The organism is Bradyrhizobium sp. C-145, assembly GCF_023375135.1.
Taxonomy (GTDB): Bacteria; Pseudomonadota; Alphaproteobacteria; order Rhizobiales; family Xanthobacteraceae; genus Bradyrhizobium; species Bradyrhizobium zhanjiangense.
In genome coordinates this window covers 7,093,271-7,116,786 of record NZ_CP088150.1, presented here as the reverse complement: position 1 = coordinate 7,116,786, position 23,516 = coordinate 7,093,271, and the positions used below count along the sequence as shown (strand labels likewise).

Genomic DNA, 23,516 nt, shown 5'->3' with positions numbered 1-23,516 from the left:
GATTTCCCCGGCGGCCAATTTTACGATCACACCACCCAGGAGCATCCATGCCGACTTTAGATGAGGACCGAGCAGCCATTTTGAAAGTGCACCGCGACTGGTGGATTGCCAATCACAAGTGGGATATCCCCTTGATGCGAACCTGCTTTCCTAGTGGCACCGCGTTCTTAAATTTCAACCTTAGCGGCGATCCGTACTTCGGGCGGGAGGAGCTGACCGCCTTTTGGGAGTCGTTCAAGGACAGGCCGCGATCGAAGCCTGCGGTCATGCACATCTGGCGTCTGGATGTCCATGACGACATGGCCTACCTGCTTTGCGAGGGCAATTTCGAAGAAGCCGACAAACCGGACCAGTACCTGCGCAGCACCGAAATCTACGTGCGCAACGACGGAGAGGGGCAGCCGGAGTGGAAGATCTGGCACTTCCACTGCTCGGAGATGGCGCCCAAAGACAAGATCCGGCAGCCGTTCGGCGATAGCTATGCCAGCCGCGGCGTGGGCTATCTGCCGCCCAGCTTCGGCAAGAGCTTTTCGGTTACGGACGACCAAGGGCCGTAATCAAAGCGAGCGCCCTGCCGGGCTGGCCGCGCATCCTGCACCCGGCGGACGGACTGACCCCGCCGGGGCGAAGAACATCCAGAGAAGATTTTCCAGCTGAAGTTGCCGCCCGATGTGGCCGCCGAGAAGCGGATGGACCGTAGTGCGCGAGCCTCATGGAAAGGAAAAGCGACACGCAATCGAGCGTCCTTTCGGCCGTTCGGAGCGTCGTGACCGTGGAGGACTCATGAGGCGGCTCACTATCAAGCGACCGGTCGGTCCGATTGCGGTTTCTTACCATGGGGAAGCCGACGCGAGCAGGCCGCCAATCCTGTTCGTGCATCCCATCAATCTCAAGGGAGCGGCGTGGGCCGAGATCGTGCCGGCATTCGCCGACCGGTTCACGATTGTCCCCGACATGCGTGGATTCGGTGACTCGCCGCCGGCCGAACAGTACGACCTTGCCCGGTGGGCGCAGGACTGCATCGATGCCGTCGACCGGGCGGGCATCGGTCGCTTCCACGCCATCGGCGGTTCGCTTGGTGGAGCGATTTCGGTCTATCTTGCTGCTGCCGAGCCCAAACGGGTCCTCTCGGTTGTCGCGGTAGGCAGTCAGCTCTACTCGCGAGATCCTGACAATGCGGCTGTTCTAGCCACCCTTGAGCATCACACCGTCGCCGAGATGTTTGGGCTCATCCTGCCGAAATATGCACTGGGTCCAAACGCGTCTGCCGAAGTGGTGGCCAAGACCATTGCGCTGCGTAATCCAAACGGAAAGGACGACATCCGTCGCGTGTGGAGAGCCGCCTGCGCGGCCGATATCCGGGCCCATGTGGCCAGCGTCAGTTGTCCTGTGACGGTTCTGAGCGGCGAGTTCGACCTGACCTGCCCTCCCGCAGCCGGCGCAGAAATGGCAGCCGCGCTGCATGCTCCGCACGTTGTCCTGCCAGGCATTGGTCACTTGCCGATGCTGGAGGATCCGCCGGCTTTGATCGCCGCGATCAAGGCACACCTTGCGCATGCGGAGTCCGGAAGATGACATACTCGATTATCGCCCGAGACCCGATCACCGGTGAATTGGGTGTTGCCAGCCAATCGCATTATTTCGCGCTCGGGCGCGTTGTGACGTTTGCGCGAGCCGGTGTTGGCGTTGTTGCGACCCAGTCGTTCGTTAATCCAGCTTACGGGCCGAACGGGCTTGATCTCATGGCCTCCGGCGCATCGGCGGCGACGGCGCTCACGGGCCTGCTTGCAAAGGACGAAGACCGAGAGTTGCGCCAAGTCGCCTTTCTCGATGCCGGCGGCGGCAAAGCCATGTTCACTGGCGATCGCTGCGTTCCCCACCGCGCTCACCTCGAGGCCAGCAACGTTGTCGTGCTCGGAAATATGCTCGCCAGCGACGCCGTGGTTCCCGCCATGCTAGCAGCGTACGAGGATACTGACGGCCCGCTTCTCGACCGAATGCTCGCGGCAATGGATGCAGGTGAAGCCGCTGGAGGTGACGCCCGTGGCCGGATGTCCGCCGCGCTCCTTTTGGTGCCCGCCGCCATCACTCCAGCGCCCTGGGCTAACCGGCTCATCGATGTGCGAGTTGATGACCATCCGGAGCCGCTCGCCGAACTTCGCAGGCTCGCCAAGCTCTCTCAGGCACACACGATCTTCGGCGCATCTGTCTTCACACCTGGGCTGCTCTCGGGCGAGGCGGCAGCGACAGGTCCGCAGCTTGCAGAGGCACTGCGCATGCTCACGGAGGCCCAGGCATTGATCGGCGCTGACCCAGAGCCAACCTTCTGGAAGGGCGTGCTGCTGATCCGCGCCGGCGAAATTGCCTCGGGGAGGAGACTCGTTGCCGCCATCGCCGCGGCGCGACCGCAGTACCGGACTTTCGTGGACGGGCTCTACGCAGTCGGCATCCTTCAGCTGTCATCGAACGAACTCCTCGGTGCGTGAAAAGCTCAACCCTCTTTGCCTCCTCTACGAGGCGTTTTACTGGTGCTGGAGCCGGGCCGCAACTGCCTCACCGCGCCATTCGGAATACCCGACAGGCACGCCGATCGATACTTGACGGAATTTTCACAATGTGATCACATATCTCAAACGCGGAGGAGACGTTGGAATCGCGCAATCTCATCGCCTTGCTGCCATTGCCGCCTCTTGTCCGGGACTCGATGGAGGATCAGGTCTATCGGCATTTGCGACATGGTCTGATGGCCGGACGCTTTGCGCCGGGTCAGAGGCTGACTGTCCGGGGTCTTGCCGATGCGCTGGGTTCAAGCCCGACGCCGGTACGCGAGGCCCTGCGCCGTCTGCAAGCCGAGGGCGCCTTCGAATTCAGCGGTCCGGCGCGACTGAGCGTTGGGAGGCTGTCTGAGGCACAGCTCCGGGATGTGCGCGATGCGCGCGTAGCCCTCGAGGGGCTGCTGGCCGAGCGCGCAGCTTCGCGTATGACGCGCGCCGATGATGCCGAGGTGACCCAACTCTACGGCCGGCTACGGAGCGCCGCTGATGCAGTCGATGGCCGCACTTATCTCTGGACCAATTTCGCCTTCCACCGGCGGATCTACCAAATCGCACAGGCGTCGGCGATTCTCGGCGCCGTCGAGCATTTTTGGCTGCTCGTTGGTCCGTGCTTCGTGCTCGTTGCTCCCGATGCTGCCCACCTGCAGCGTTCCATGGACGCGCACCGCCAGATACTCGATGCGCTCTTGAACCGCGATGCGCCCGCCGCACGCGCTGCAGTGACAGACGACATCATGCAGGCCGCCAATTGTCTGTCCCGCATTCTCGACAATGCGGGCAACGAGCGCGACGCGGCCGTTCCAAGACGGGGGCGACCGGCATGAGCGTGCTGCAGCGTCTTGTGCCTCATCCCGAGCTGCGCGTCCTGATCTCGGCTGGCGCGTCGGGTATTGGCGCCGCACTTGCCGGTGCCTTCGTTGAGGCTGGTGCGCATGTGCATATCTGCGACATCAACGACGATGCGCTTGCAACCTTCCGCAATCAACATCCGCAGGTGCTTGCCACCAAGGCCGACGTATCGGACCGCGACGCGGTCGCCGACGTCTTTCGCGCGCAGGCTGCGCGTTGGCGTGGGCTCGACGTGCTCATCAACAATGCAGGTATTGCCGGACCGACCGGCGGAATCGATGCCATTTCAGAGTCCGACTGGCGGCAAACGATCGATATCAATCTCAATGCACAGTACCGCTTCGCCCATCATGCTATCCCGATGCTTCGCCAATCTCGCTATGGGCAAATCCTCTGCATGGCCTCCGTTGCCGGCCGCCTCGGTTATGCCTGGCGTACCCCATACGCCGCAACGAAATGGGCCATCATTGGGCTCGTCAAATCGCTTGCCGCCGAGCTCGGCCCCGACGGCATCCGCGTCAATGCGCTCTTGCCGGGTATCGTCGAGGGCCCGCGCATTGAGGGCGTGATCCGCGCGCGCGCGGAGCAGCTCCAGACCGGCTACGAGGCGATGCGCCAGGAATACCTCAAGAAGATCTCGCTGCGTCGCATGGTGACGGCCGAGGACGTTGCAGCCATGGCCTTATTCCTTTGCTCGCCAGGTGGACGCAATGTGACTGGCCAGGCGATCAGCATCGACGGGAATGTGGAATACCTGTGAACCGTAAGATTGGGGGGATGGCTTGCAGATCGAGATCATAGCGGATCTGAAGACGACGCTTGGCGAAGGCCCGCTTTGGGACACCGAGCAGCAGCGTCTGTACTGGATAGACAGTATCGATGGCCGCATTTTTCGTGCGACCGCAGATGGACGTGAGCTTCGCGCCTGGGATGTAGGGGCGAAAATCGGCTCGATGGCGCTTCGTCGTGACGGTACGCATGCGCTCGTCGCGCTGCAATCCGGCGTACATGATCTCGATCTGGAGAGCGGGGAGCTGAAGCTGATCGCGGCACCGGAGGCGCATTTGCCGCGCAATCGGTTGAATGACGGCAAAGTCGATCGCCGCGGGCGTTTCGTCTTCGGTTCCATGGATACGCTGGAGGATGAGGCCTCCGGCCGCCTTTATCGGCTCGATCCCGATCTCTCGCTGCACGTCCTGGACGAGAAGATCATCGTGTCCAATGGGCCGTGCTGGAGCCCGGACGACCGGATTTTCTATTTCGCCGACACCTGGACTGGGGAAATCTGGGCCTACGACTATGACATCGAGACCGGCGCTGCCACCAAGCGGCGCCGTTTCGCGCCTGTTGATCGCTCAAACGGCGGTGCTGCCGATGGCGCCACGGTCGATGCAGAAGGATTTCTTTGGCAAGCGCTCGTCTATGATGGAAAGCTCGTGCGCTACGCGCCCGACGGCAGCGTTGAGCGCGTTATCGAGATGCCGGTGCGCAAGGTCACGAGCGTGATGTTCGGTGGTCCCGACCTCGACATTCTGTACGTGACCTCCATGGCGAAGCCACCCTTGCCGCGATTTCCCGATGACGGACAGCAGCGCGGGGCCCTATTTGCAATCAAAGGGCTTGGCGTCCAGGGCATTCCGGAGCCGCGGTTCGCCAGCTGACCCACGAAAAGCTGCTTCATCATCAATCAGCGGCGAGGAGATCCATCGTGCGCAAGCGCGGTGGCACCCTTGATCCTGGCGGCTGTCCTGCCATCAAAGCCGAAAATGCCGCGGCCGCCACTTACCATCACCGATTTGATCTGGAGGTTTCACATGGCCAGGACTGGCAAGGTCATTCTCACTTCTGCCCTGACCGGCGCGATCCACACGCCCTCAATGTCCCCGCACCTCCCGGTGACACCGGAGGAGATCATCGAAGAGGGCGTGCGAGCTGCGGAAGCGGGAGCTGCGATTCTGCATGTGCATGCACGCAACCCGAAAACCGGTCAGCCGGACCAATCGGTCGAAGGATTTGCGAAGATTCTGCCGGAGTTGAGCCGCAGGTCGGGGGCCGTGATCAACATTACGACCGGCGGCAGCCCATTCATGACAGTCGCCGAACGCGTGGAGCCCGCCCGGCATTTCAGGCCCGAGCTGGCCTCCCTCAACATGGGCTCCTTCAATTTCGGCCTATTCCCCATGCTCAAGCGCTATCACGAATTCACCCACCAGTGGGAACGCGAGCATCTGGAGTCCTCACGCAACCTCGTTTTCCGCAACACCTTCGCCGATATCGAGCAGGTCTTCACACTATGCGCGCCCGGTGGCACGCGATTTGAATTCGAGTGCTACGATGTTGGCCACCTCTATAATCTTAAGCACTTTGTCGACCGCGGATTTGTACGGCCGCCGTTCTTCATCCAGTCCGTCTTCGGGTTGCTCGGCGGGATCGGCGCGCATCATGAGGACATCGCCACCATGCGCCGCACGGCCGAGCGGCTGTTCGGCAATGACTATGTCTGGTCGGTACTCGGCGCTGGCGCCGCGCAGATGCGCATAGGCGCGATGGCCGTAGCGATGGGCGGCCATATCCGCGTGGGACTCGAGGACAGTCTTTGGGCAGGACCCGGCAAGCTCGCCACCTCCAGCGCGGAGCAAGTAAGGCTAGCCCGCTCGATCCTGAAAGGACTCGGCTTAGAGGCGGCAACGCCGGACGAGGCTCGGGCCATGCTGAAGCTGAAAGGGACGAGCGATGTCGGATTCTGACCGTCCGATCTGTGTGGCGCCCTTTGCGCGAATGAGACCGGCGCCAGCTCTGACGACACCCGCCGGCGGCTCCCGATCAGCGCCCGGAGGCGACGACCGGAGAGCTCGGTGTAGCGATATCGCTGTGAATCGCGCCTGGCTCTCTGCAGTAAGCGCGTGCGGCGTCATCAGCTAGATTCCGCCGGGCGTAGTCGAACACGAAATGGTCTCACGTCGCACGCGCCGAGCCCACGGCGATCCAATCTGACCAACCGGCATACATCGTCGCGTCTTCTGGTTCGAGCATGAGTTCAAATAGCATCGCAAGCGCGCGCCGTACCATATGACATGTCGCCACGTGCTCAATTCAGCGCTCGGATGAAAAAAATGATCGACCGCCAAGAACAAAGGCGTTCTACGCGGCCTAACAGGGAGGGCAGGGTGATGCAAGAACAGGCGAAAAGTGTCCACTGCTCGCCCAGATATGACGCTGACGGCTGGACCCACTGGCCGGATCATGAGGTCGAGAGCACGCAGCTGAGACGCCTGCTGGGAGATGCCCAAGAGGGCGCAAGCTTCGTGTCCGAGTGCCTCATGATTGCGGGCAAGATCGTTGTCGGCGACGACGAGAGCTGGCTCGGTGAGTGGCGTGGCTTAGCCGACCGGATCGCAAAGCGCGCGCGCCTGTCAAGCGCAAAAGGCCACTTTGCAACGGCAAGGAACGAATGGCTGCGCGCCTTGAACTACTATCGCACAGCTTCCGCCTTTCTTATTCGCAGCGATCCGAGAATCGCCGAACTGTCTCGCATCGCCCGGTCATGTGCTGAAGCGTTCCTGGAGCTGCTGTCTCCGCGCGGAGAGGTGCTGGAGATCCGCTTCGGCACCGATTGGCTCCAAGGCTATCTCATTCGTTCATCCGCCGCGCCACGCAAATCCCCGGTGGTCGTGGCGTTCGGAGAGGAAAGAGATACCAAAGAAGACCTGTTGGTGAGATTTCAATCTCATGCCATTGCGAGCGGCTTGTCATTGCTCGTTATCGATCTGCCGCAAGAGATCGAGTGCTTTCAGGATTCCGCAGTTCACCATTATCAAGACATGGCTCTACGCCGCTGGTTGGACTATCTACTTAGCCGCGATGACGTCGATCCGAGGCGAATCGCCTTGATAGGCGATGGTCTTGGAGGAGCCCTTGCCACGCGCGTGGCGGCAACTGAAATGAGGTGGGCTGCCGCCGTTTGCGACGGCGGATTTTGGGAAGATCTCGAGCAAAGATATGTCACTGCCAGCCTGTTCGGTGCAGGTATAAAACGATCCCCGTCCTGTAAGCTTGCCCGTCAGATCAAATGTCCATCCCTGGTCGTTGTGGGAGAGCACGACTACGTCAGGCTGGAGGATATCACTGCCTTGCATGAGCACTGCCGCGCCGCGGGCGTACCCATGGATCTCAAGATCTTCAGCGGCGAGGAGACCGGTTCATCGCACCGGCAACTCGACAATCCGAGCATTGGGCGGCAGTTTATCTTCGATTGGCTAAGGGACAAGCTGCGCCTAGATCGAAAGGACCAGGCGCCTACCATTCCAACGCGAAAGAATTGCTTAAAGAACGCTCCGCAGCTGGCGGTCAATGATACTCGCACTGCGTCGAGCGCCTAGAGTACGAATTCAATCGGGATCAATCGCTCTCGCGCTTGAGCCTGCACAATCTGCTCATAAATTCTTCAGAGCCGAATTGGCGTCGTGTAAGATAGCCACTCACACGTCAGGCTTGCTTGCATCCAGCTCGAGCTGAAGGGCCACTTTCTCCATTCTGCGCTTGATGGTCGAAAGCACTTCTCTGAAATCTTCCAGCCTTTCGTGGCCAAGATCTGCAAAGATCGTCTCATCTAGTTTTCTGCGCTTGGCTGCAAGGCTTGTAATCGCCTTACGAGCCTTTTCGGTCAGCGACATCAACACGACCCTGCCATCCGCGGGGGAGGCGGTGCGAGTTACGAAGCCTCCCTTTTCCAGCATCTTGGTTTCTGCGGTCACGAACGGTGAGCGGACGTTGATCTTCGCAGACACATCTCCGACGGAAACGCCCGCTCCTTGGTCCAGATCCCCAATCGCCATCAGGATCAGCCATTGAGGGCCGCTGACGCCAAGCGCCCTTGCCCACGTACGCCGGATGTCCTCCAGATGCACATTGATTGCCGCGATGTCCCAACCGACTTCTCCGATAATTCGGTCTGACGGCGCGGTCTGCTTGCTTGTCCTGTGACCTTTCGCGCTGGGCGAGGGCTGCTGCCGGGTCGTATCTCGGGACATATCCGAGACCTCCTCTTCATTATTTCGCTTACTTACCTAACCCGCTTTGCAAGACACAGCAACAGTGCAGCGCAATCGGTGTTGCATGAATGTCACGACCCTCTTCCGATCAAGCGCTTTGCTAACTTATATCAGTTGCATATATAAGTAACTTATATAATACCCTGCCGTGACGAGGGCGACCCTTGGTCGCACGTCAAGCAGATCGATCCATTCGCGCATGGCGAAGACGTCGATGCGCCAGACGAAAAGCAACAGTCGTGAACTTGGGTTCATTCTCCGGCAACCGCCCATGGGGGAGCGCCGCCGAAAATTTTGGAGGGCTTTATGAAGACGTTTATCCGAATGCTCTGCGGTTCGGCCGCTGCGCTCAGCTTGATGGGGGGTGCACAGGGCGCCGACCTGCCGACCAAGGCGAGGCCGGTTGAATACGTGAAGGTCTGCTCTCTTTATGGCGCCGGGTTCTACTACATCCCCGGCACTGACACCTGCATCAAGCTCGGAGGTTATCTGCGCGTTGATGCGGCGTTGAACACCAACTCGATCTACACGCAGGGCGCGGTGAATGGTGCGCCCGGAGCGGGCAATCGCCTGCGCAACTACTACTCCACCAATGCTCGTGAAGATCTGACGATCGATACGCGCACCGCGACACAATACGGTATGCTTCGCACCTTCTTCGATGGCGTGTTCGACTGGGGCTCGGGCGGCTATACCGGTGTCGGCACAGGCGGTGTAAATGGCTCGACCGTTTACGGCGGAACCGGCATCGCCAGTGGATCAGTTGGTGTCTATCTGGCCTTCATCCAGTTCGCCGGGTTTACGATGGGTAAGACCATCTCCCAGTTCTCAACGCCCTGGATCAATTACCCCGCGAACAACTTTGACGGTCTGCCAGGCGGCGGCGGTGCGGTTACAGGTGTGAATCAGTTCACGTACACGGCTGACTTCGGCCAGGGTATCACTGCATCATTCTCGGCGCAGGATCAGGTCCAATACTACACGACCAATATCTGGAACATCAGCGGCGCGACAGTGGCTGGTCTTGCAACAGGCGCGTACGGCGCGAATGACATTGCCGGTGCAAGCTCTCCTGACCTTGTCGCCATGCTTCGCGTCGATCAGGCTTGGGGCCTGTTCCAGGCCTCGGTTGCAGCGCATGACAATCACGCCGCCTACTACGGCGCCGATGAGACGACCGGTCATCCCGGCGGCAAATGGGGCTGGGCGGGTCAACTGGCTTTATCAATCAAGAATCTTCCGACAGGTCCGGGTGACACCATCAACCTGCAAGGCGTTTATACGTATGGCGCAAGCCGCTACAATTTCCAGGACCTCGTGCCCACCAACTACGCGATGTACGGCGGCTCGAGCCTTGCGGGGGCCTACCAGAGCGTCGGCCTTGCCGGTCTCGCCGACTCAGTGTTCGTGACCGGCTCCGGCCAGGAACTGACCAGCACCTATGGCTTCCGTGGCGGCTATACCCATAATTGGGATCCTTACTGGAACACTGGCATCTACGGTGCGTGGGCTGCAGCACGATACAATGGCACAGCGAAAGGCTATATCTGCGGTGCATTCGTCGCCGGCCTTGCGCTCTCGAGCGGCGCGGCCGGCTGCAACCCCGACTTTAACTATGCGGTCGCAGGCGTGATCACACGCTGGACTCCGGTCAAAAACCTGACCTTCTCAGCCGATCTGGCATACAGCATGCTCGACCAGAAGTACGCGGCTGGCAGCACTGTGGTGTTACCGACGCAGACGGGTATCGCCAAACCCGGCGCTACCTACGAGTTGAAGGACCAGAGCACGGTGAGTTTGCTCCTGCGAGCCCAGCGCAATTGGTGATCCGTTTTGCAACTAGCCTGAAGGAGAAAGGAAGACGCTTTTAGAACCGACTTTGACCTCCAATAAGACCTCCGGCATGCCCGCCGGAGGTCTTTCTAAGAACCGGCTTTGAAATGGGCCCGCGATCCGCGGGGCGAACGGTGCTTTGCCACTCGCGTCCTGCCCGAAGTCTCTCGTTGACCGATAACCCGCCAACTCTCGGACTTCACGTTCGAAAAAGACGAAGCGGTCAGCCTGCAAACTTGACGTAAACGCGAGTTTGTGATCACATATCCGAAATGAAAGATTGGGGGGACCCGCGAAGGTGAAGAACAAGAATCCGCTGCCGCCACTGCCGTCCGTTGCCCGGGATTCGATGGCAGATCAGGTTTACCGACATTTGCGTGATGGCGTGATGGCCGGCCGCTTCGCGCCGGGCCAGAGGCTGACAATTCGCGGACTTGCCGAGGCGCTGGGGTCGAGCCCGATGCCGGTGCGCGAGGCGCTGCGCCGTCTGCAGGCTGAAGGTGCATTCGAGTTCAGCGACACGGCGCGCCTGAGCGTAGTTCATCTGTCAGCGGCGCAATTACGCGACGTGCGCGATGCACGAGTGGCGCTTGAGGGGCTGCTGGCCGAGCGCGCAGCAGTGCGCATGACGGACGTTGATGATAGCGAGATCGCTCAGGTCTATGATCGTCTCCAGGCAGCGGCCGATGCGGTCGATGTGCCCGATTATTTATCGGCGAACTTCGCCTTTCATAGGCGGATCTATGAGATCGCTCAAGCACCCATCATCCTTGGTGCGGTCGAGAATTTCTGGGTTTTGATTGGCCCGTGCTTCGTGCTCGTTGCGCCCGACGCCGCGCACCTGCGCCGCTCCATGGATGCTCATCGCCGCATCCTTGATGCGCTGACGCATCGCGACGGCCCCGCCGCCCGCGCGGCTGTAACCGATGACATCATGCAGGCGGCCAATTGCCTCTCGCGCGTTATCGACAGACCTGAAAAGAAACGATCGGCTGCTACTCCGAAAGGCAGGCGCGGAAGCGCCTCTGGCTGAGGATCCTGCAGCGGTTCTTGCTTTATGCCGAGCTGTGCGTCTGAGCACGTCAGTCGCATCTTTTATCTCCGCGATCGTCGATTGTGCGGACGCAAGCGGAACCTTCTGGGTCGCTCCTTTGCTGGAGCGCCTTCGAAGGCTCGTGCGCACGCGACAGAACTATCCACGTCATTCGAGCTTGTTCACGCAAATCCAGAATCTACGCAGGGGGACTTGAATGTTTGGACATCAATCACGCCGCAACTTTCTCAAGGTGGCGGCAAGCGGAACTGCGATGTTCACGCCGGGCCTTTGTACCGGGTCTGCAAATGCACAGGATGTTCCGACGCTCACGGTCGCCTGGGGCACGGATGTCGATTCGTTCGATCCGGCGCAGTTCAAGTCCGACGGCGCTTATATCGTTCAGGCAAACATCTACGACACGGTGCTGGGCTGGGGTGCAGAGTCAGTCGCCGGATTGCCCAACCTTGCGATTTCCAAGCCCGGTGTTTTCACGGGCGGCATCGGCGAAAGCTGGACATATGAGAACGACAACAAAACCCTTGTCGTCAAGATCCGTCGTGGCCTGAAGTTTCAGAGTGGCCGGCCGGTGAATGCGAACGCGGTGAAATATCTCTTTGACCGTGGATTGCAATCCTCTGGCTACATGCGCCTCATCTTTCCGACCATGATCGGGGTCACGGAAGCAGATCAATTCGAGGTGCGCGACGATAGCACCTTTGCGATCAACCTGCCGGCGCCAAGTGGCATGTTGCTGGACGTGCTGGCCTTGTCCAACAACGCACTTCTCGATCCCGAAGAGATCAAGCTGCACGCGACCGCCGACGATCCTTGGGCCTCTCAATGGCTCAAGCGAAATACGGCTGGGCTTGGGCCCTACAAACCCGTCAGAAACGAGCCGGGTGTCGAAGTAGTCCTGGAAGCCACCCAAGGCTATTGGGGTGCGCGCCCCTATTTCAGGCGCATCGTCATCAAATCCACGGCGAATGAAGCGGACCGGATTCTCCTGCTTAAACGCAAGGCCATCGACATGGTGATCGGACCCAACTCGATGTCGCCGAAGAATCTCAAGAGCCTTGAGGGCGAGCCCGGCCTCAATGTCGTGTCGTTGCCCGACACCAATTGCAATTTCCTCTGCATGAATCTGAAGAAAAAACCGTTCGATAGCGTGAAGGTCCGTCAGGCGATCAACTACGCAATGCCGATCCACGCGATCATCCCGAACGTGCTCTACGGCTATGGCGAACAGATGAAAAGCCCGATCGCAGCTCAAACGCCCGGCTATGATGGTTCGCTCTCGCCGTACAATTATGATGTTGCCAAAGCAAAATCACTGATGGCGGAAGCGGGGTTCGGCTCTGCGCCGATCCCGGTCAAGCTCGCGGTGCGTGTCGGCTATGCGCCGCATGAGCAAGCCGCGATATGGATTCAGCGCGAACTCGAGACGATCGGATTCCGGGTCATCATCGAGAAGGAGACTGACGCGACCTTCCGCCAACTGTCATCGAGCGGCGGGCACGAGCTGTCGATCGAATCGTGGCAGTCCTGGATCAACGACCCATTCTATCACCTCTATTGGAACTTCCACAGCAAGGCTAGCGCGACCAACAAGGGGGGCTACGCCAATCCTGCGCTCGACAAGATCATCGACGAGAATATCCGAGAGGCTGATGCAGCGAGGCGCATGGCCGCAGTCAGGGCGGCGCAGAAGATTCTTCTGGATGACGCGACCTGGGGTCTGCTTTGGTATGATAATTGGGCGAGGGTGACGCGTTCCGAGCTCGCGGGCGTTGCGAAGTACTGGGATTCCTTCGAGCGCTTCAACAAGATGAAACTGAGCTGAGAGCGGCCTGGACGCGCTGGCAAAGTCATGTCGTACTTCGCTTCGTGCTTCGCCGAGCAGCGCTTTGCTGGCGCCGACCCTGTTCGGCGTCGGCGTGATCGGCTTTCCGCTCGTCTATCTGTTGCGCGCTAATCCCGCCGTCGTGAAGGCCGGCGCCATGGCGAGGCCCGAATGCGTCGCTCGGTGTCATTGCGCATTCGTCCCAAAGATCGGATGCGTCGTCTGGTTAGGGACCTGGCCGCGGGATCGGCGAGGCGGCAAGTCAAGCCATTTTCTTCATCACCTCTCGGCCGGATCAGCTGCTTGGCGCGGACGGAGGCAATTCTCGGAGACGTTCATGTCGATAGAACTGTTGATGCTCGGCGACCAACCGGTGTCCCGCCTTGCCGCTCGTACCAGGCTTGCCGAAGAGAGCGGATTTGAAACCGTCTGGCTTGCGGATGAGCGCTTCTACCGGGAAACTTACTCGTGTCTGTCGTATCTGGCCGGGCAAACCTCGCGCGTCAAGCTTGGTCCCTGCGTGACCGATCCGTTCGCGCGCCACCCGGCTTTGACCGCCATGGCCCTGGGCACCCTCGATGAAATTTCGGAGGGCCGCGCCATTCTCGGCATCGGAGCGGGCGTCTCCGGCTTCGCTGAACTCGGGATCCAATCCCGCAGGCCGCCTCTCGCCATTCGCGAAGCCGTCGATCTGATCCGTCAGCTCATGGCCGGGCAGGAAGTCGACTACCGGGGCGAGATCATTCAATTTCACCGCGGCCGATTGAATTTCACGCCGCCGCGCGCGCGCGTCCCTGTTCGCGTCGCGAGCAATGGGCCGCTTGGTCAGAAAATGGGCGGCGCAGTCGCCGATGGCGTGATGATGGAAGGGTGCGGCTCTGTCGAAGAAGCAAAGGCCTTCGCGTCGGCCGTCGCCGAGGGAGCGACGAAGGCCGGCCGTTCTCCGGGCGAGATCAAGCTTGTCGCGCGCCTTGATTGCTGTATCGCCAATGACGGTAAGCAGGCGCGCGATATATTGCGCCCTTCAGTGACGCGGATCATTGCGCAAGCCACTTCGCGGTTCTACACGCTTCAGACACAGGGACTTACGTTGCCAAAAGAGGTCGTCGAAGCCATTGGTCCGGTCCCTTATGCTGCCGGCGTCGCCCCGTTCGCCGCATTATTTCCTCTCGTAACCGACCGCCATGTCGACGCTCTCACCCTCTGCGGGACTGTCGAAGAGGTGACCCAGCACGTCATTGATCTTCGCCGCGCCGGCGTCACCGGCTTCAACATCTTTCCGGTTCCGGCTCCTGGCGTCAGTTACGAAGACGTGATCATGCGCTTCGGAACGCAAGTTTGGCCGGCGGTCAAGGCAGCTTTCGCGAAAGCGTCGAGCGAAGGGCAGACATAAGCCTCGAGCCAACCTTTTTTCACAAAAGAGGACTGGCAACCTCCTCGCGGGCCTCTTTGCGCCGCGCTGATCGAAGCATGGCCAGGGATGTGACGGATTACGCGTGTAGCTCGGCGCCGGAGACGAGCGGGATGGTGAAGATGAATGGCTCGTTCTTGACGCGCAGAAGTACTTTATCGGCGCCCGCTGATCCAAACATTAAAATCTCCTGGCGGATGGTTGGCTTCGAGGCTGTCAAAGCTCGCTCGTCCTCTTTGAGCAATATTCATGAGGAGTAAATGATGACGACGGTCTATGTCCTGACCGCCTTGAAACCCGGTGTCGACCCGGACGAATACGAACGCTTCGAGCGCGAGGTTGACTATCCGTTTACAGCAAAGCTGAAGACGATCATCAGCTATCGGATTCATCGCCTGACGGAGCCGGTGCCGTTCGACGGCGGCCCCTGGGATTACATCGAGCGCATCGAGGTGACCGATCGCGCCGCCTATGAGGCGGAGCTGGCCACATCCGCCAAGGATCTGATCGACCTGATACACGACAGGTATCTGGACGAGTCGAAGCTGAAGTTCATCTGGTCTAGGAGAATCGATCCATGAGTGCGGGCGAATGCGATCTCAACGGCAAGGTCGCCCTTGTCACCGGCTCCTCGTCAGGCGCCGGCGCTGCAATCGCACTCGAGCTCGCCCGGCGTGGGGCGCGTGTCGCGGTGCATTGCCGGCGTGCTTTAAGCGAGGGCGAAAGCATTGTCGCTCGCATCGCCGCGATCGGTGGAAAAGCGACGTTGTTTCCGGTTGACCTGAGAGATCCAGAAGCGGCGGCAGCGCTTGTATGCCAGGTCACAGAGCGATTGGGAGCCTTAGGCATCTTGGTCAACAATGCGGGTCCCTATTCAGATACGCCGTTTCGCTCACTACCCCTGTCGGAGTGGGAGACGGTCATGGCGGTGAATCTGAGGACTCCGTACCAGCTTGCTCAAAGCGCGATCACAGGCATGGAGCGAATGGGCTGGGGCCGGATCATTAATGTGAGCGCAACCTCGGCCTACGCGAGGTCGCATTCGGTATACGGGCTTGCCAAAGAGGCTTTGATCCATTTGACACAGTGCCTCGCGCTCGAATTTGCGCCGCTCGTCACGGTCAATGCGATCGTGCCCGGCCAGATCGCCAGCGAGCGTACCGATACGATGGCCGACTACAAGGCCAGCGTCGTCATGGAAACACCGATGGCGCGACTGGTCACAGAACAGGAGGTCGCCCGGATGGTGGCATTTCTCTGTACATCGGAGTTTTCTGCGGTGACGGGACAATCAATCGTCATGGACGGCGGGCGATCGCTGCCGCGCACGCCGAAACTCAACCTCACGACGACGGGTTAGGTCTGCGGCTGCGCCAGGAGCGCGCCACATTCGGTGGAGGTGCTTTCCGACGCTGATTCGATTGCGCGGTCTAAATTCATCGTATCTCGCAGAAATCGTTCGCTCACCTCCAATCTTTCGTGGAATTTCACCGTTAGTTTCCAACGAAGGCCGTCAGATCGCCGAGAAACGACGCCTTCCCGATGTTAGCTTGCCCGTGGACGCGAGGGGAAGGTGCAATGGGACGGGGGGATGTGACGCACAATCGGCGGCTGCGCGCAGCACTGGCGCCTGATTGTGAGCTAGCTTTCGTTGCACGCGTGACGCGAAGGACGGTATCCCGGCTCGGCGCAAGGCAGGGTGATCCTGTCATGAAATGACGCGCCGCTAACATTGTCTCTTCATTCGGACGAGCGGATAGACTGAGAATGTGATCGGCAGATCGGGCCGACTCGGGGGGCATAAAGTCGATCTCGGTCGAGAGAGCTTGAAAGGCTCGGTGCCCCCAAGGGACGGCGCAGGGCCCTCGATAGAGTCTGCCAAGTGAGTCTTATATTCAGTGCGAACAAGTCATCACTACGAATCAATTCGGGCGTTCTGCAGGCCGGCGCGCTCGGACGACTGCTGGACGAAGACAGACGGCGCTCGCCGGGAGGTTTCATGAAGATCGCCGTTGCCAAGGAAATCGATCCGTCGGAGCCGCGTGTCGCCGCTTCGCCTGATACGGTGAAGAAATTCAAGGCGCTGGGCGCCGAGGTCGCGGTCGAGCCGGGCGCCGGCCTCAAATCGGGCTTGCCGGATTCCGAATTCACCGCCGTGGGGGCCATCGTCAGCGCCGATGCGCTGAAGGATGCCGACATCATCATCAAGGTGAAGCGTCCCGAAGCCTCCGAGCTTGCGCAGTACAAGCGCGGTGCGCTCGTCATCGCCATCATGGATCCCTATGGCAACGAGGCGGCGCTGAAGACGATGGCCGATGCCGGCGTCGCTGCCTTCGCGATGGAATTGATGCCGCGCATCACCCGCGCGCAGGTGATGGACGTGCTGTCCTCGCAGGCCAACCTTGCCGGCTACCGCGCCGTGATCGAGGGCGCCGAGGCCTTCGGCCGCGCTTTCCCGATGATGATGACCGCGGCCGGCACCGTGCCTGCCGCAAAAGTGTTCGTGATGGGCGTTGGCGTCGCCGGCCTCCAGGCGATCGCGACCGCGCGCCGTCTCGGCGCGGTCGTGACCGCGACTGACGTGCGCCCCGCGACGAAGGAACAAGTGGAATCGCTCGGCGCAAAGTTCCTCGCCGTCGAGGACGAGGAGTTCAAGAACGCGCAGACCGCCGGCGGCTACGCCAAGGAGATGTCCAGGGAGTACCAGGCCAAGCAGGCCGCGCTCACCGCCGAGCACATCAAGAAGCAGGACATCGTGATCACGACCGCGCTGATCCCGGGCCGGCCGGCGCCGAAGCTCGTCAGCGCCGACATGGTTAAGTCGATGAAGCCCGGCTCGGTGCTGGTCGATCTCGCCGTCGAGCGCGGCGGCAATGTCGAGGGCGCCAAGGCCGGTGAGGTCGTCGATCTCGATGGCATCAAGATCGTCGGCTACACCAACGTCGCCGGCCGCGTCGCCGCCTCGGCCTCCAGCCTCTACGCCCGCAATCTGTTCTCCTTCATCGAGACCATGGTCGACAAGAAGGAGAAGAAGCTCGCCGTGAACTGGGACGACGAGCTCGTCAAGGCGACCGCGCTGACGAAAGACGGCGCCGTCGTCCACCCGAACTTCCAGCCGAAGGTTTAAGGAGACCCGTCATGGAGCATGCTGCACAGGTCGTCGACCCCTTCATCTTCCGGCTGTCGATCTTCGTCCTCGCCGTCTTCGTCGGCTATTTCGTGGTGTGGTCGGTGACGCCGGCGCTGCACACGCCGCTGATGAGCGTCACCAACGCGATCTCGTCGGTGATCGTGGTCGGCGCGCTGCTCGCGGTCGGCGTCGGCATGATCTCGAGCGGCTCGGGCTGGGCGCGCGGCTTCGGCTTCGTCGCGCTCATCTTCGCCTGCGTGAATATTTTTGGCGGCTTCCTTGTCACCCAGCGCATGCTGGCGATGTACAAGAAGAAATCGAAGTAAGCGGCCACCTCGGGCTGATGGGATAATGGGGACCTGAGATGAGCGCCAACCTCTCTGCATTTTTGTATCTCGTGGCGGGAGTGCTGTTCATCCTGTCGCTGCGCGGGCTGTCGAGCCCGGCTTCGTCGCGCCAGGGCAATCTGTTCGGCATGATCGGCATGGCGATTGCGGTCGCCACCACGCTTGCCAACCATCCGCCGGCAGACGGTCTCGCCTGGGTGCTGGTGATTGTCGGCATCGCCATCGGTGGCGGCATCGGCGCGGTGATCGCCCGCCGCGTGCCGATGACCTCGATGCCGGAACTGGTCGCCGCCTTCCACTCGCTGGTCGGCATGGCCGCGGTGCTGGTCGCCGCCGGCGCGTTCTACGCGCCCGAGGCTTTCGACATCGGCACCCCCGGCAACATCCATCCGCAGAGCCTCGTCGAGATGTCGCTCGGCGTCGCCATCGGCGCGCTGACCTTCACCGGCTCGGTGATCGCATTCCTGAAGTTGTCTGCCCGCATGAGCGGGGCGCCGATCATCCTGCCCGCCCGCCACATCATCAACATCGCTCTGGCTCTGGCGCTGGTGTTCTTCATCGTTCGTCTCGTCCTCACCGGCGGCGCGTTCGATTTCTGGATGATCACCATCCTGGCGCTGGCCCTCGGCGTGCTCATGATCATCCCGATCGGCGGCGCCGACATGCCGGTCGTAATCTCGATGCTGAACTCCTACTCCGGCTGGGCCGCGGCCGGCATCGGCTTCACGCTGGGCAATTCCGCGCTGATCATCACCGGCGCGCTGGTCGGCTCCTCGGGCGCGATCCTGTCCTACATCATGTGCCACGCGATGAACCGGTCCTTCATCTCGGTCATCCTCGGCGGCTTCGGCGGTGAGACCGCCGCGGCCGGCGGTGGCGGCGGCGAGCAGAAGCCCGCCAAGCTCGGTTCCGCGGATGATGCGGCCTTCATCATGAAGAACGCCTCCAAGGTCATCATCGTGCCCGGCTACGGCATGGCGGTGGCGCAGGCCCAGCACGCGCTGCGCGAGATGGCCGACATCCTGAAGAAGGAAGGCGTCGAGGTGAAATACGCCATTCACCCGGTCGCAGGCCGCATGCCCGGCCACATGAACGTGCTGCTGGCCGAAGCCAACGTGCCCTATGACGAGGTGTTCGAGCTCGAGGACATCAACTCCGAGTTTGCGCAGGCCGACATCGCCTTCGTGATCGGTGCCAACGACGTCACCAACCCGGCGGCCGAGGAGGACAAGACCTCGCCGATCTACGGCATGCCCGTGCTCCAGGTCTGGAAGGCCGGCACCGTGATGTTCATCAAGCGCTCGCTGGCGTCGGGCTATGCCGGCATCGACAATCCGCTGTTCTATCGCGACAACACCATGATGCTGCTCGGCGACGCCAAGAAGGTCACCGAGAACATCGTCAGGGCGATGTGAACGAGGAGCTAAGCATGGTTCGGAGCCTATCGACCCTTGATCAAGATCAGCGCGGCCGCGTCCTAGATTTGAGGGACTGGCTCGCCTAATGGCCATGAGGCAATTTCATCTTGCTTGCTCGATCCGCTGCAATGCAAGCTTTCGGAGACATTGAGATGCCGCCGCCGCCCCTTTGGATACCAGAGTCGCAAGATGCTCCAGACCTTTCGCCTGCGACCACTTGGTTGCTGGCGATCGTGGCCGCTCTCATCAATCTCGCTGTCGTTGCATTGGTCCTCTACTGGGCGTGAGCGCAAGCTGCACTCTTGCGGTAACGGCGCGACTATCTCCACCTCCCGAAACCACATCAGCGTTCAGGGTCAAAAGCGTCTGGACGCATGAGCATCCAATTTTTTCATATCCAGCTTGAGGAGCTAGCGTGACTTCATATCGTGGGCCAGTGTTCGAGATGGCCGTAAAGCAATTCGAGGTGATCGCGAACTACCTGAGCATACCGGATGATGCCAGACCGCGCCTGTTGCTGCCGAAGCGATCTGTCACAGTATCGTGTCCAATTCACCGGGATGATGGCACGACCGCGGTGTTCGAGGGCTACCGGGTACAGCATCATTTGACGCTTGGCCCGACAAAAGGTGGCACCAGGTTCGCGCCCACGGTCGACCTCGGCGAAGTTGCAGCACTCGCCATTTGGATGAGCTGGAAATGTGCCCTGGTCGGACTGCCGTATGGCGGGGCCAAGGGCGGAATCAATGTCGACCCCTCGACCTTGTCGAAGCGCGAGCTTGAGGCGCTGTCGCGCCGTTATATGCAGGAAATGATCCCGTTCGTTGGGCCGCACACCGATGTTATGGCTCCTGACCTCGGTACGAACGAGCAGATCATGGCCTGGTTCATGGACACATATTCGATGTACCAGGGCCAAACCGTCACCGAGATCGTGACGGGCAAGCCCGTCAGCGCCGGTGGAACGCTCGGCCGCCGTGAAGCGACAGGACGGGGTGTGGCTCATCTGGTCAGGCGCGCTGCAGACGAGCTCAAAATCCGTCTCAATGGCTCAACGGCCGTGGTTCAAGGATTTGGAAACGTCGGGTCGATCGCTGCGCTTGAGCTGCATAACATGGGAGTGAAAGTGATCGCGGTCAGCGATCACACCGGCGCGCTCTACCGCCCTCGGGGGCTCGACATACCACAACTTGTCCGGCACGCTTCCTCGCAAGGAAGCCTTGATGGCTACTCCAACGAGCTCGCTCTCGATCCTGCGGAGATCCTGACCGTGCCGTGCGACGTGCTTGTTCCGGCTGCCGTCGAACGGGTCATCGACGCTGGAACGGCCGCTAAGCTGCGCTGCCGGATCCTTGCCGAAGGCGCCAACGGACCGACCACGCCGGAAGCCGACCGAATCCTGGAAGCACGCCAGGACGAGGTGTTCGTCATTCCTGATATTCTCTGCAATTCGGGAGGTGTTGTCGTCAGTTACTTTGAATGGGTGCAAGACCTTCAGCGCTTGTTCTGGGAGGAGGAGGAAGTCATGCGCCGGGAGTATCAGCTCCTGGATCGCGCCTTCGATCGCGTCCTGGCGCGAAGTAGAGGCGAAAATCTGTTCAATCGCACCGCGGCCATGGCAATAGGCGTCGAGCGTGTTCGCGGTGCCAAGGAAACACGCGGACTGTTCCCGTAACAACCTAGTGTTTCCCTTGCGTGCAACCGCCGTGGGCCCCGATATGATGCCGCTAACCAAGCCACTTGAATGACGAGCTCCAACTGGCCTGTGCTCTCGTCCTGATGGTTTTCTTTGCGAGCACCGATACACCCAATCGACTGGCAGGCCGATCTGTCTGCCACTTCGCCTAGACTTGGCTGGGCCGCTGCCGACATCGGCAGCAGCATTCTTCAGCGTTGAGTGACTGTCTCGCGTCTTACAGTGTTTCATCGTCCGCAGGATTGGCAAGCCGCGCCATTTAGAAGGAAAGAAAGCATTGTTCTCAGCTCTCACGCTTCGCGCGCTCACGTTCAAACGCACTTCATTGTGGCGTTTGCTCGAGCTGCCTAGTCTGGCCAACCGAACATTCAGTGCCTCCTTGCGATTAAAGATCGGCCTGCTCGGCATCATCGCGGTCATTGCGACCGGCTCCATTTGCCTGGTCGGGCTGAATCGCGCAGCGCAGGTCCAGGGCGATGCGGACGAGGCCGCTCGCGTCCGTGACCGGTTTGAGGCGCTCTCCCAAAGCTTTCTGGAATCGCAACATGTGACGACCGAATTCCTGCGTCGCCGCGACGATGCAATGATTGAGCGCCATGCGGAGCTGCTCAAGCAAGAAATGGCGATGCTCGGCGACATCGAAGCCTTTGCGGCGCGTTTGGCTGAGGGCGACCCTCTCAAGAGCTCCTCCGGACTGCGGAGCGGGATCGACCTCTACGCCGCTCGGTTTCAGAACATCGTTTCGGCCGAGCGCGCGCTTGGTTTTAACGGCGAGCAGGGGCTGCAGGGCGGGCTGCGCATGGCCGAGCTTCAGCTGAAAGGGCGGCTCGCCGAGCTCGACCAGCCGAGGTTGACCGCGCTCATGGAGACGATGCGCGGGTACGAGAAGGATTTCATGCTGCACGGCGAAGAAAAATGCAGCCAGGATTTTGACAAGTCTGGCGCCGAGTTCGCCGGGCTGCTGGCCGCTTCAGATCTCTTACCGGGTATTCGCGCCGAACTTGAGGGTCTTCTCAAGTCCTATCAAGCCGCATTTTCTGCCTTCATGTTGGTCCAGCAGTCGCTGAACGATGAGATGGAGGATATTGCCAAGGTTTATGGCAGCCATCGACCGGCATTGGCACAGGCGATCGCAGAAGCCGATCGCCGAAGCGCCGCGGCTGGCTTACGCGCGGCAAATGCCCGCGATCTCCTGTTTTGGCTGGTGGTTGGGGCGATGGGCCTGGTCGCAACTTTTGCGATGCTGTTCGGCCATCGAATTGGCAGTGCCATTTCACGGATGACGGCGGCGATGCGTCAGCTTGGTGCCGGTCAGTTCGAGATTGTTCTGCCGGGTCTTGATCGTAAAGACGAGATCGGAGACATGGGACGTGCGGTCGAGGACTTCAAGCACGGCATGCGCCAGAAGGCCGAGCGCGACCTTGCCGAACAGTTGGAGCGCGACCGCCTGCAGGGCGAGCGAAGCCGCGCGGAGCTCGTGCGGCTCGCTGATGGCTTCGAGGCGGCCGTCGGTAACGTTATTGAGACGGTGGCTAACGCCTCCTGCCAGCTTGAAAGCGCGGCACTTGGCCTTACTCAATCGGCCAAACACACGACCGGCGTTTCGAGCCACGTCTCGACAGCATCTGACAGCGCCTCTTCCAGCATCCAGCTTATTGCTGCCGCGACGGAACAGATGATGACCTCCGCCTCCGAAATTGGGCGACAGGTGCAGGAATCCTCGAAAATTGCGCTGGAGGCGGTCCGCCAGGCGACGCAGACTGACAGGCAGATGTCCGAGCTCACTGAAGCGGCCGAACGCATCGGCGACGTCGTTCGGCTCATAGCGAAGGTGGCACGGCAGACCAACCTGCTTGCCCTCAACGCCACGATTGAAGCCGCTCGTGCGGGCGAATACGGCACCGGCTTTGCGGTGGTCGCGCAGGAAGTCAAGGCTTGGCGGATCAGACTTCTGATGCCACCTCGGAGATTGCTGCGCAAATCGGCTCGATGCAGTCGGTCGCTCGCAAATCGGTGATTGAAATCGTTTCAATTAGGGCAACGATCGACCGCATCTCGCAGATTTCCGGTGCTGTGTCGGAGTCTGTTGAACAGCAGCTCTTGGCAACGCGCGAGATCGCGCAGAACATTCAGCAGACCGCCGCGCGAACCTCGGAGGTTGCGAGCGGAATGAGCCAGGTTGCCCATGCCGCCGGAACCACGGATACAGCGGCAAGCGGCGTCCTGCAGTCGGCGCAGGCGCTGTCCAAGAGCAGTTCTAAGTTGAAGGCTGAATTGAGCCGCTTCATTGCATCCTTGCGACGAGCGTGAGAGGCCTACAGCGCAGCAATCGACGAGCCAAAATGTCTCT

21 protein-coding genes are annotated in these 23,516 nt (G+C 60.7%); 20 read left to right on the top strand and 1 reads right to left on the bottom strand.

What is annotated here, in order from left to right; translation table 11 throughout:
- Positions 1–47 precede the first annotated feature (47 nt).
- The 8 genes from LRP30_RS33430 to LRP30_RS33395 all read left to right on the top strand — a co-directional run bounded on the left by LRP30_RS33430 (position 48) and on the right by LRP30_RS33395 (position 7,783).
- Positions 48–557, top strand: coding sequence for a nuclear transport factor 2 family protein (locus tag LRP30_RS33430; RefSeq protein WP_249757566.1), 510 nt, complete (start codon positions 48–50; stop codon positions 555–557).
- Between the two features lie 226 nt (positions 558–783).
- Positions 784–1,575 (top strand): alpha/beta hydrolase, encoded by a 792-nt coding sequence (locus tag LRP30_RS33425; protein WP_249757565.1) that lies wholly within the window; start codon positions 784–786, stop codon positions 1,573–1,575.
- Positions 1,572–2,486 (top strand): DUF1028 domain-containing protein, encoded by a 915-nt coding sequence (locus LRP30_RS33420; RefSeq protein ID WP_249757564.1) that lies wholly within the window; start codon positions 1,572–1,574, stop codon positions 2,484–2,486. The genes LRP30_RS33425 and LRP30_RS33420 overlap by 4 nt, the downstream gene beginning before the upstream one ends.
- 161 nt (positions 2,487–2,647) lie before the next feature.
- Positions 2,648–3,379 (top strand): GntR family transcriptional regulator, encoded by a 732-nt coding sequence (locus LRP30_RS33415; protein WP_249757563.1) that lies wholly within the window; start codon positions 2,648–2,650, stop codon positions 3,377–3,379.
- Complete coding sequence (locus LRP30_RS33410; protein ID WP_249757562.1) at positions 3,376–4,164, top strand: SDR family oxidoreductase; 789 nt, start codon at positions 3,376–3,378, stop codon at positions 4,162–4,164. The genes LRP30_RS33415 and LRP30_RS33410 overlap by 4 nt, the downstream gene beginning before the upstream one ends.
- Before the next feature lie 22 nt (positions 4,165–4,186).
- Positions 4,187–5,065: an SMP-30/gluconolactonase/LRE family protein gene (locus LRP30_RS33405; protein ID WP_249757561.1), complete on the top strand. Its 879-nt coding sequence runs from the start codon at positions 4,187–4,189 to the stop codon at positions 5,063–5,065.
- Between the two features lie 153 nt (positions 5,066–5,218).
- Positions 5,219–6,151, top strand: a complete 933-nt coding sequence (locus LRP30_RS33400; RefSeq protein WP_249761891.1) for a 3-keto-5-aminohexanoate cleavage protein — start codon at positions 5,219–5,221, stop codon at positions 6,149–6,151.
- 423 nt (positions 6,152–6,574) lie between these two features.
- The gene (locus LRP30_RS33395; protein WP_249757560.1) at positions 6,575–7,783 is read left to right on the top strand and encodes a dienelactone hydrolase family protein; all 1,209 of its coding nucleotides are present in this window, start codon (positions 6,575–6,577) and stop codon (positions 7,781–7,783) included.
- 99 nt (positions 7,784–7,882) lie between these two features.
- Here LRP30_RS33395 and LRP30_RS33390 read toward each other — a convergent pair whose 3' ends face one another.
- Positions 7,883–8,434, bottom strand: a complete 552-nt coding sequence (locus tag LRP30_RS33390; protein ID WP_249757559.1) for a MarR family winged helix-turn-helix transcriptional regulator — start codon at positions 8,432–8,434, stop codon at positions 7,883–7,885.
- Positions 8,435–8,761: 327 nt separating this feature from the next.
- Here LRP30_RS33390 and LRP30_RS33385 point away from each other — a divergent pair, with 327 nt between their 5' ends.
- The 12 genes from LRP30_RS33385 to LRP30_RS33330 all read left to right on the top strand — a co-directional run bounded on the left by LRP30_RS33385 (position 8,762) and on the right by LRP30_RS33330 (position 23,476).
- Entirely contained in the window at positions 8,762–10,282 is a 1,521-nt protein-coding gene (locus LRP30_RS33385; protein WP_249757558.1) for a porin, read from the top strand.
- 304 nt (positions 10,283–10,586) lie between these two features.
- On the top strand, positions 10,587–11,321 hold the full coding sequence (locus LRP30_RS33380) for a GntR family transcriptional regulator (RefSeq protein WP_249757557.1): 735 nt from the start codon (positions 10,587–10,589) through the stop codon (positions 11,319–11,321).
- A 217-nt stretch (positions 11,322–11,538) separates the two neighbouring features.
- Positions 11,539–13,164 carry an ABC transporter substrate-binding protein gene (locus LRP30_RS33375; protein WP_249757556.1) on the top strand — a complete coding sequence of 542 codons (1,626 nt, stop codon included), beginning with the start codon at positions 11,539–11,541 and terminating at the stop codon, positions 13,162–13,164.
- 64 nt (positions 13,165–13,228) lie between these two features.
- Positions 13,229–14,557: an LLM class flavin-dependent oxidoreductase gene (locus LRP30_RS33370; protein WP_249757555.1), complete on the top strand. Its 1,329-nt coding sequence runs from the start codon at positions 13,229–13,231 to the stop codon at positions 14,555–14,557.
- Positions 14,558–14,835: 278 nt separating this feature from the next.
- Entirely contained in the window at positions 14,836–15,156 is a 321-nt protein-coding gene (locus tag LRP30_RS33365; protein ID WP_249757554.1) for a hypothetical protein, read from the top strand.
- Positions 15,153–15,935 carry an SDR family NAD(P)-dependent oxidoreductase gene (locus LRP30_RS33360; RefSeq protein WP_249757553.1) on the top strand — a complete coding sequence of 261 codons (783 nt, stop codon included), beginning with the start codon at positions 15,153–15,155 and terminating at the stop codon, positions 15,933–15,935. Before LRP30_RS33365 ends, LRP30_RS33360 begins: the two co-directional genes overlap by 4 nt.
- Before the next feature lie 639 nt (positions 15,936–16,574).
- Positions 16,575–17,702 carry a Re/Si-specific NAD(P)(+) transhydrogenase subunit alpha gene (locus tag LRP30_RS33355; RefSeq protein ID WP_235543526.1) on the top strand — a complete coding sequence of 376 codons (1,128 nt, stop codon included), beginning with the start codon at positions 16,575–16,577 and terminating at the stop codon, positions 17,700–17,702.
- Between the two features lie 11 nt (positions 17,703–17,713).
- The gene (locus LRP30_RS33350; protein ID WP_235543528.1) at positions 17,714–18,031 is read left to right on the top strand and encodes a proton-translocating transhydrogenase family protein; all 318 of its coding nucleotides are present in this window, start codon (positions 17,714–17,716) and stop codon (positions 18,029–18,031) included.
- 38 nt (positions 18,032–18,069) lie between these two features.
- On the top strand, positions 18,070–19,467 hold the full coding sequence (locus tag LRP30_RS33345; protein WP_249757552.1) for an NAD(P)(+) transhydrogenase (Re/Si-specific) subunit beta: 1,398 nt from the start codon (positions 18,070–18,072) through the stop codon (positions 19,465–19,467).
- Positions 19,468–19,885: 418 nt separating this feature from the next.
- A complete protein-coding gene (locus tag LRP30_RS33340) occupies positions 19,886–21,145 on the top strand; it encodes a Glu/Leu/Phe/Val dehydrogenase (RefSeq protein WP_249757551.1) in 1,260 nt (419 codons plus the stop codon).
- Positions 21,146–21,443: 298 nt separating this feature from the next.
- The gene (locus LRP30_RS33335; protein WP_249757550.1) at positions 21,444–23,183 is read left to right on the top strand and encodes a methyl-accepting chemotaxis protein; all 1,740 of its coding nucleotides are present in this window, start codon (positions 21,444–21,446) and stop codon (positions 23,181–23,183) included.
- Positions 23,102–23,476 carry a hypothetical protein gene (locus tag LRP30_RS33330; RefSeq protein WP_249757549.1) on the top strand — a complete coding sequence of 125 codons (375 nt, stop codon included), beginning with the start codon at positions 23,102–23,104 and terminating at the stop codon, positions 23,474–23,476. Before LRP30_RS33335 ends, LRP30_RS33330 begins: the two co-directional genes overlap by 82 nt.
- Positions 23,477–23,516 lie beyond the last annotated feature (40 nt).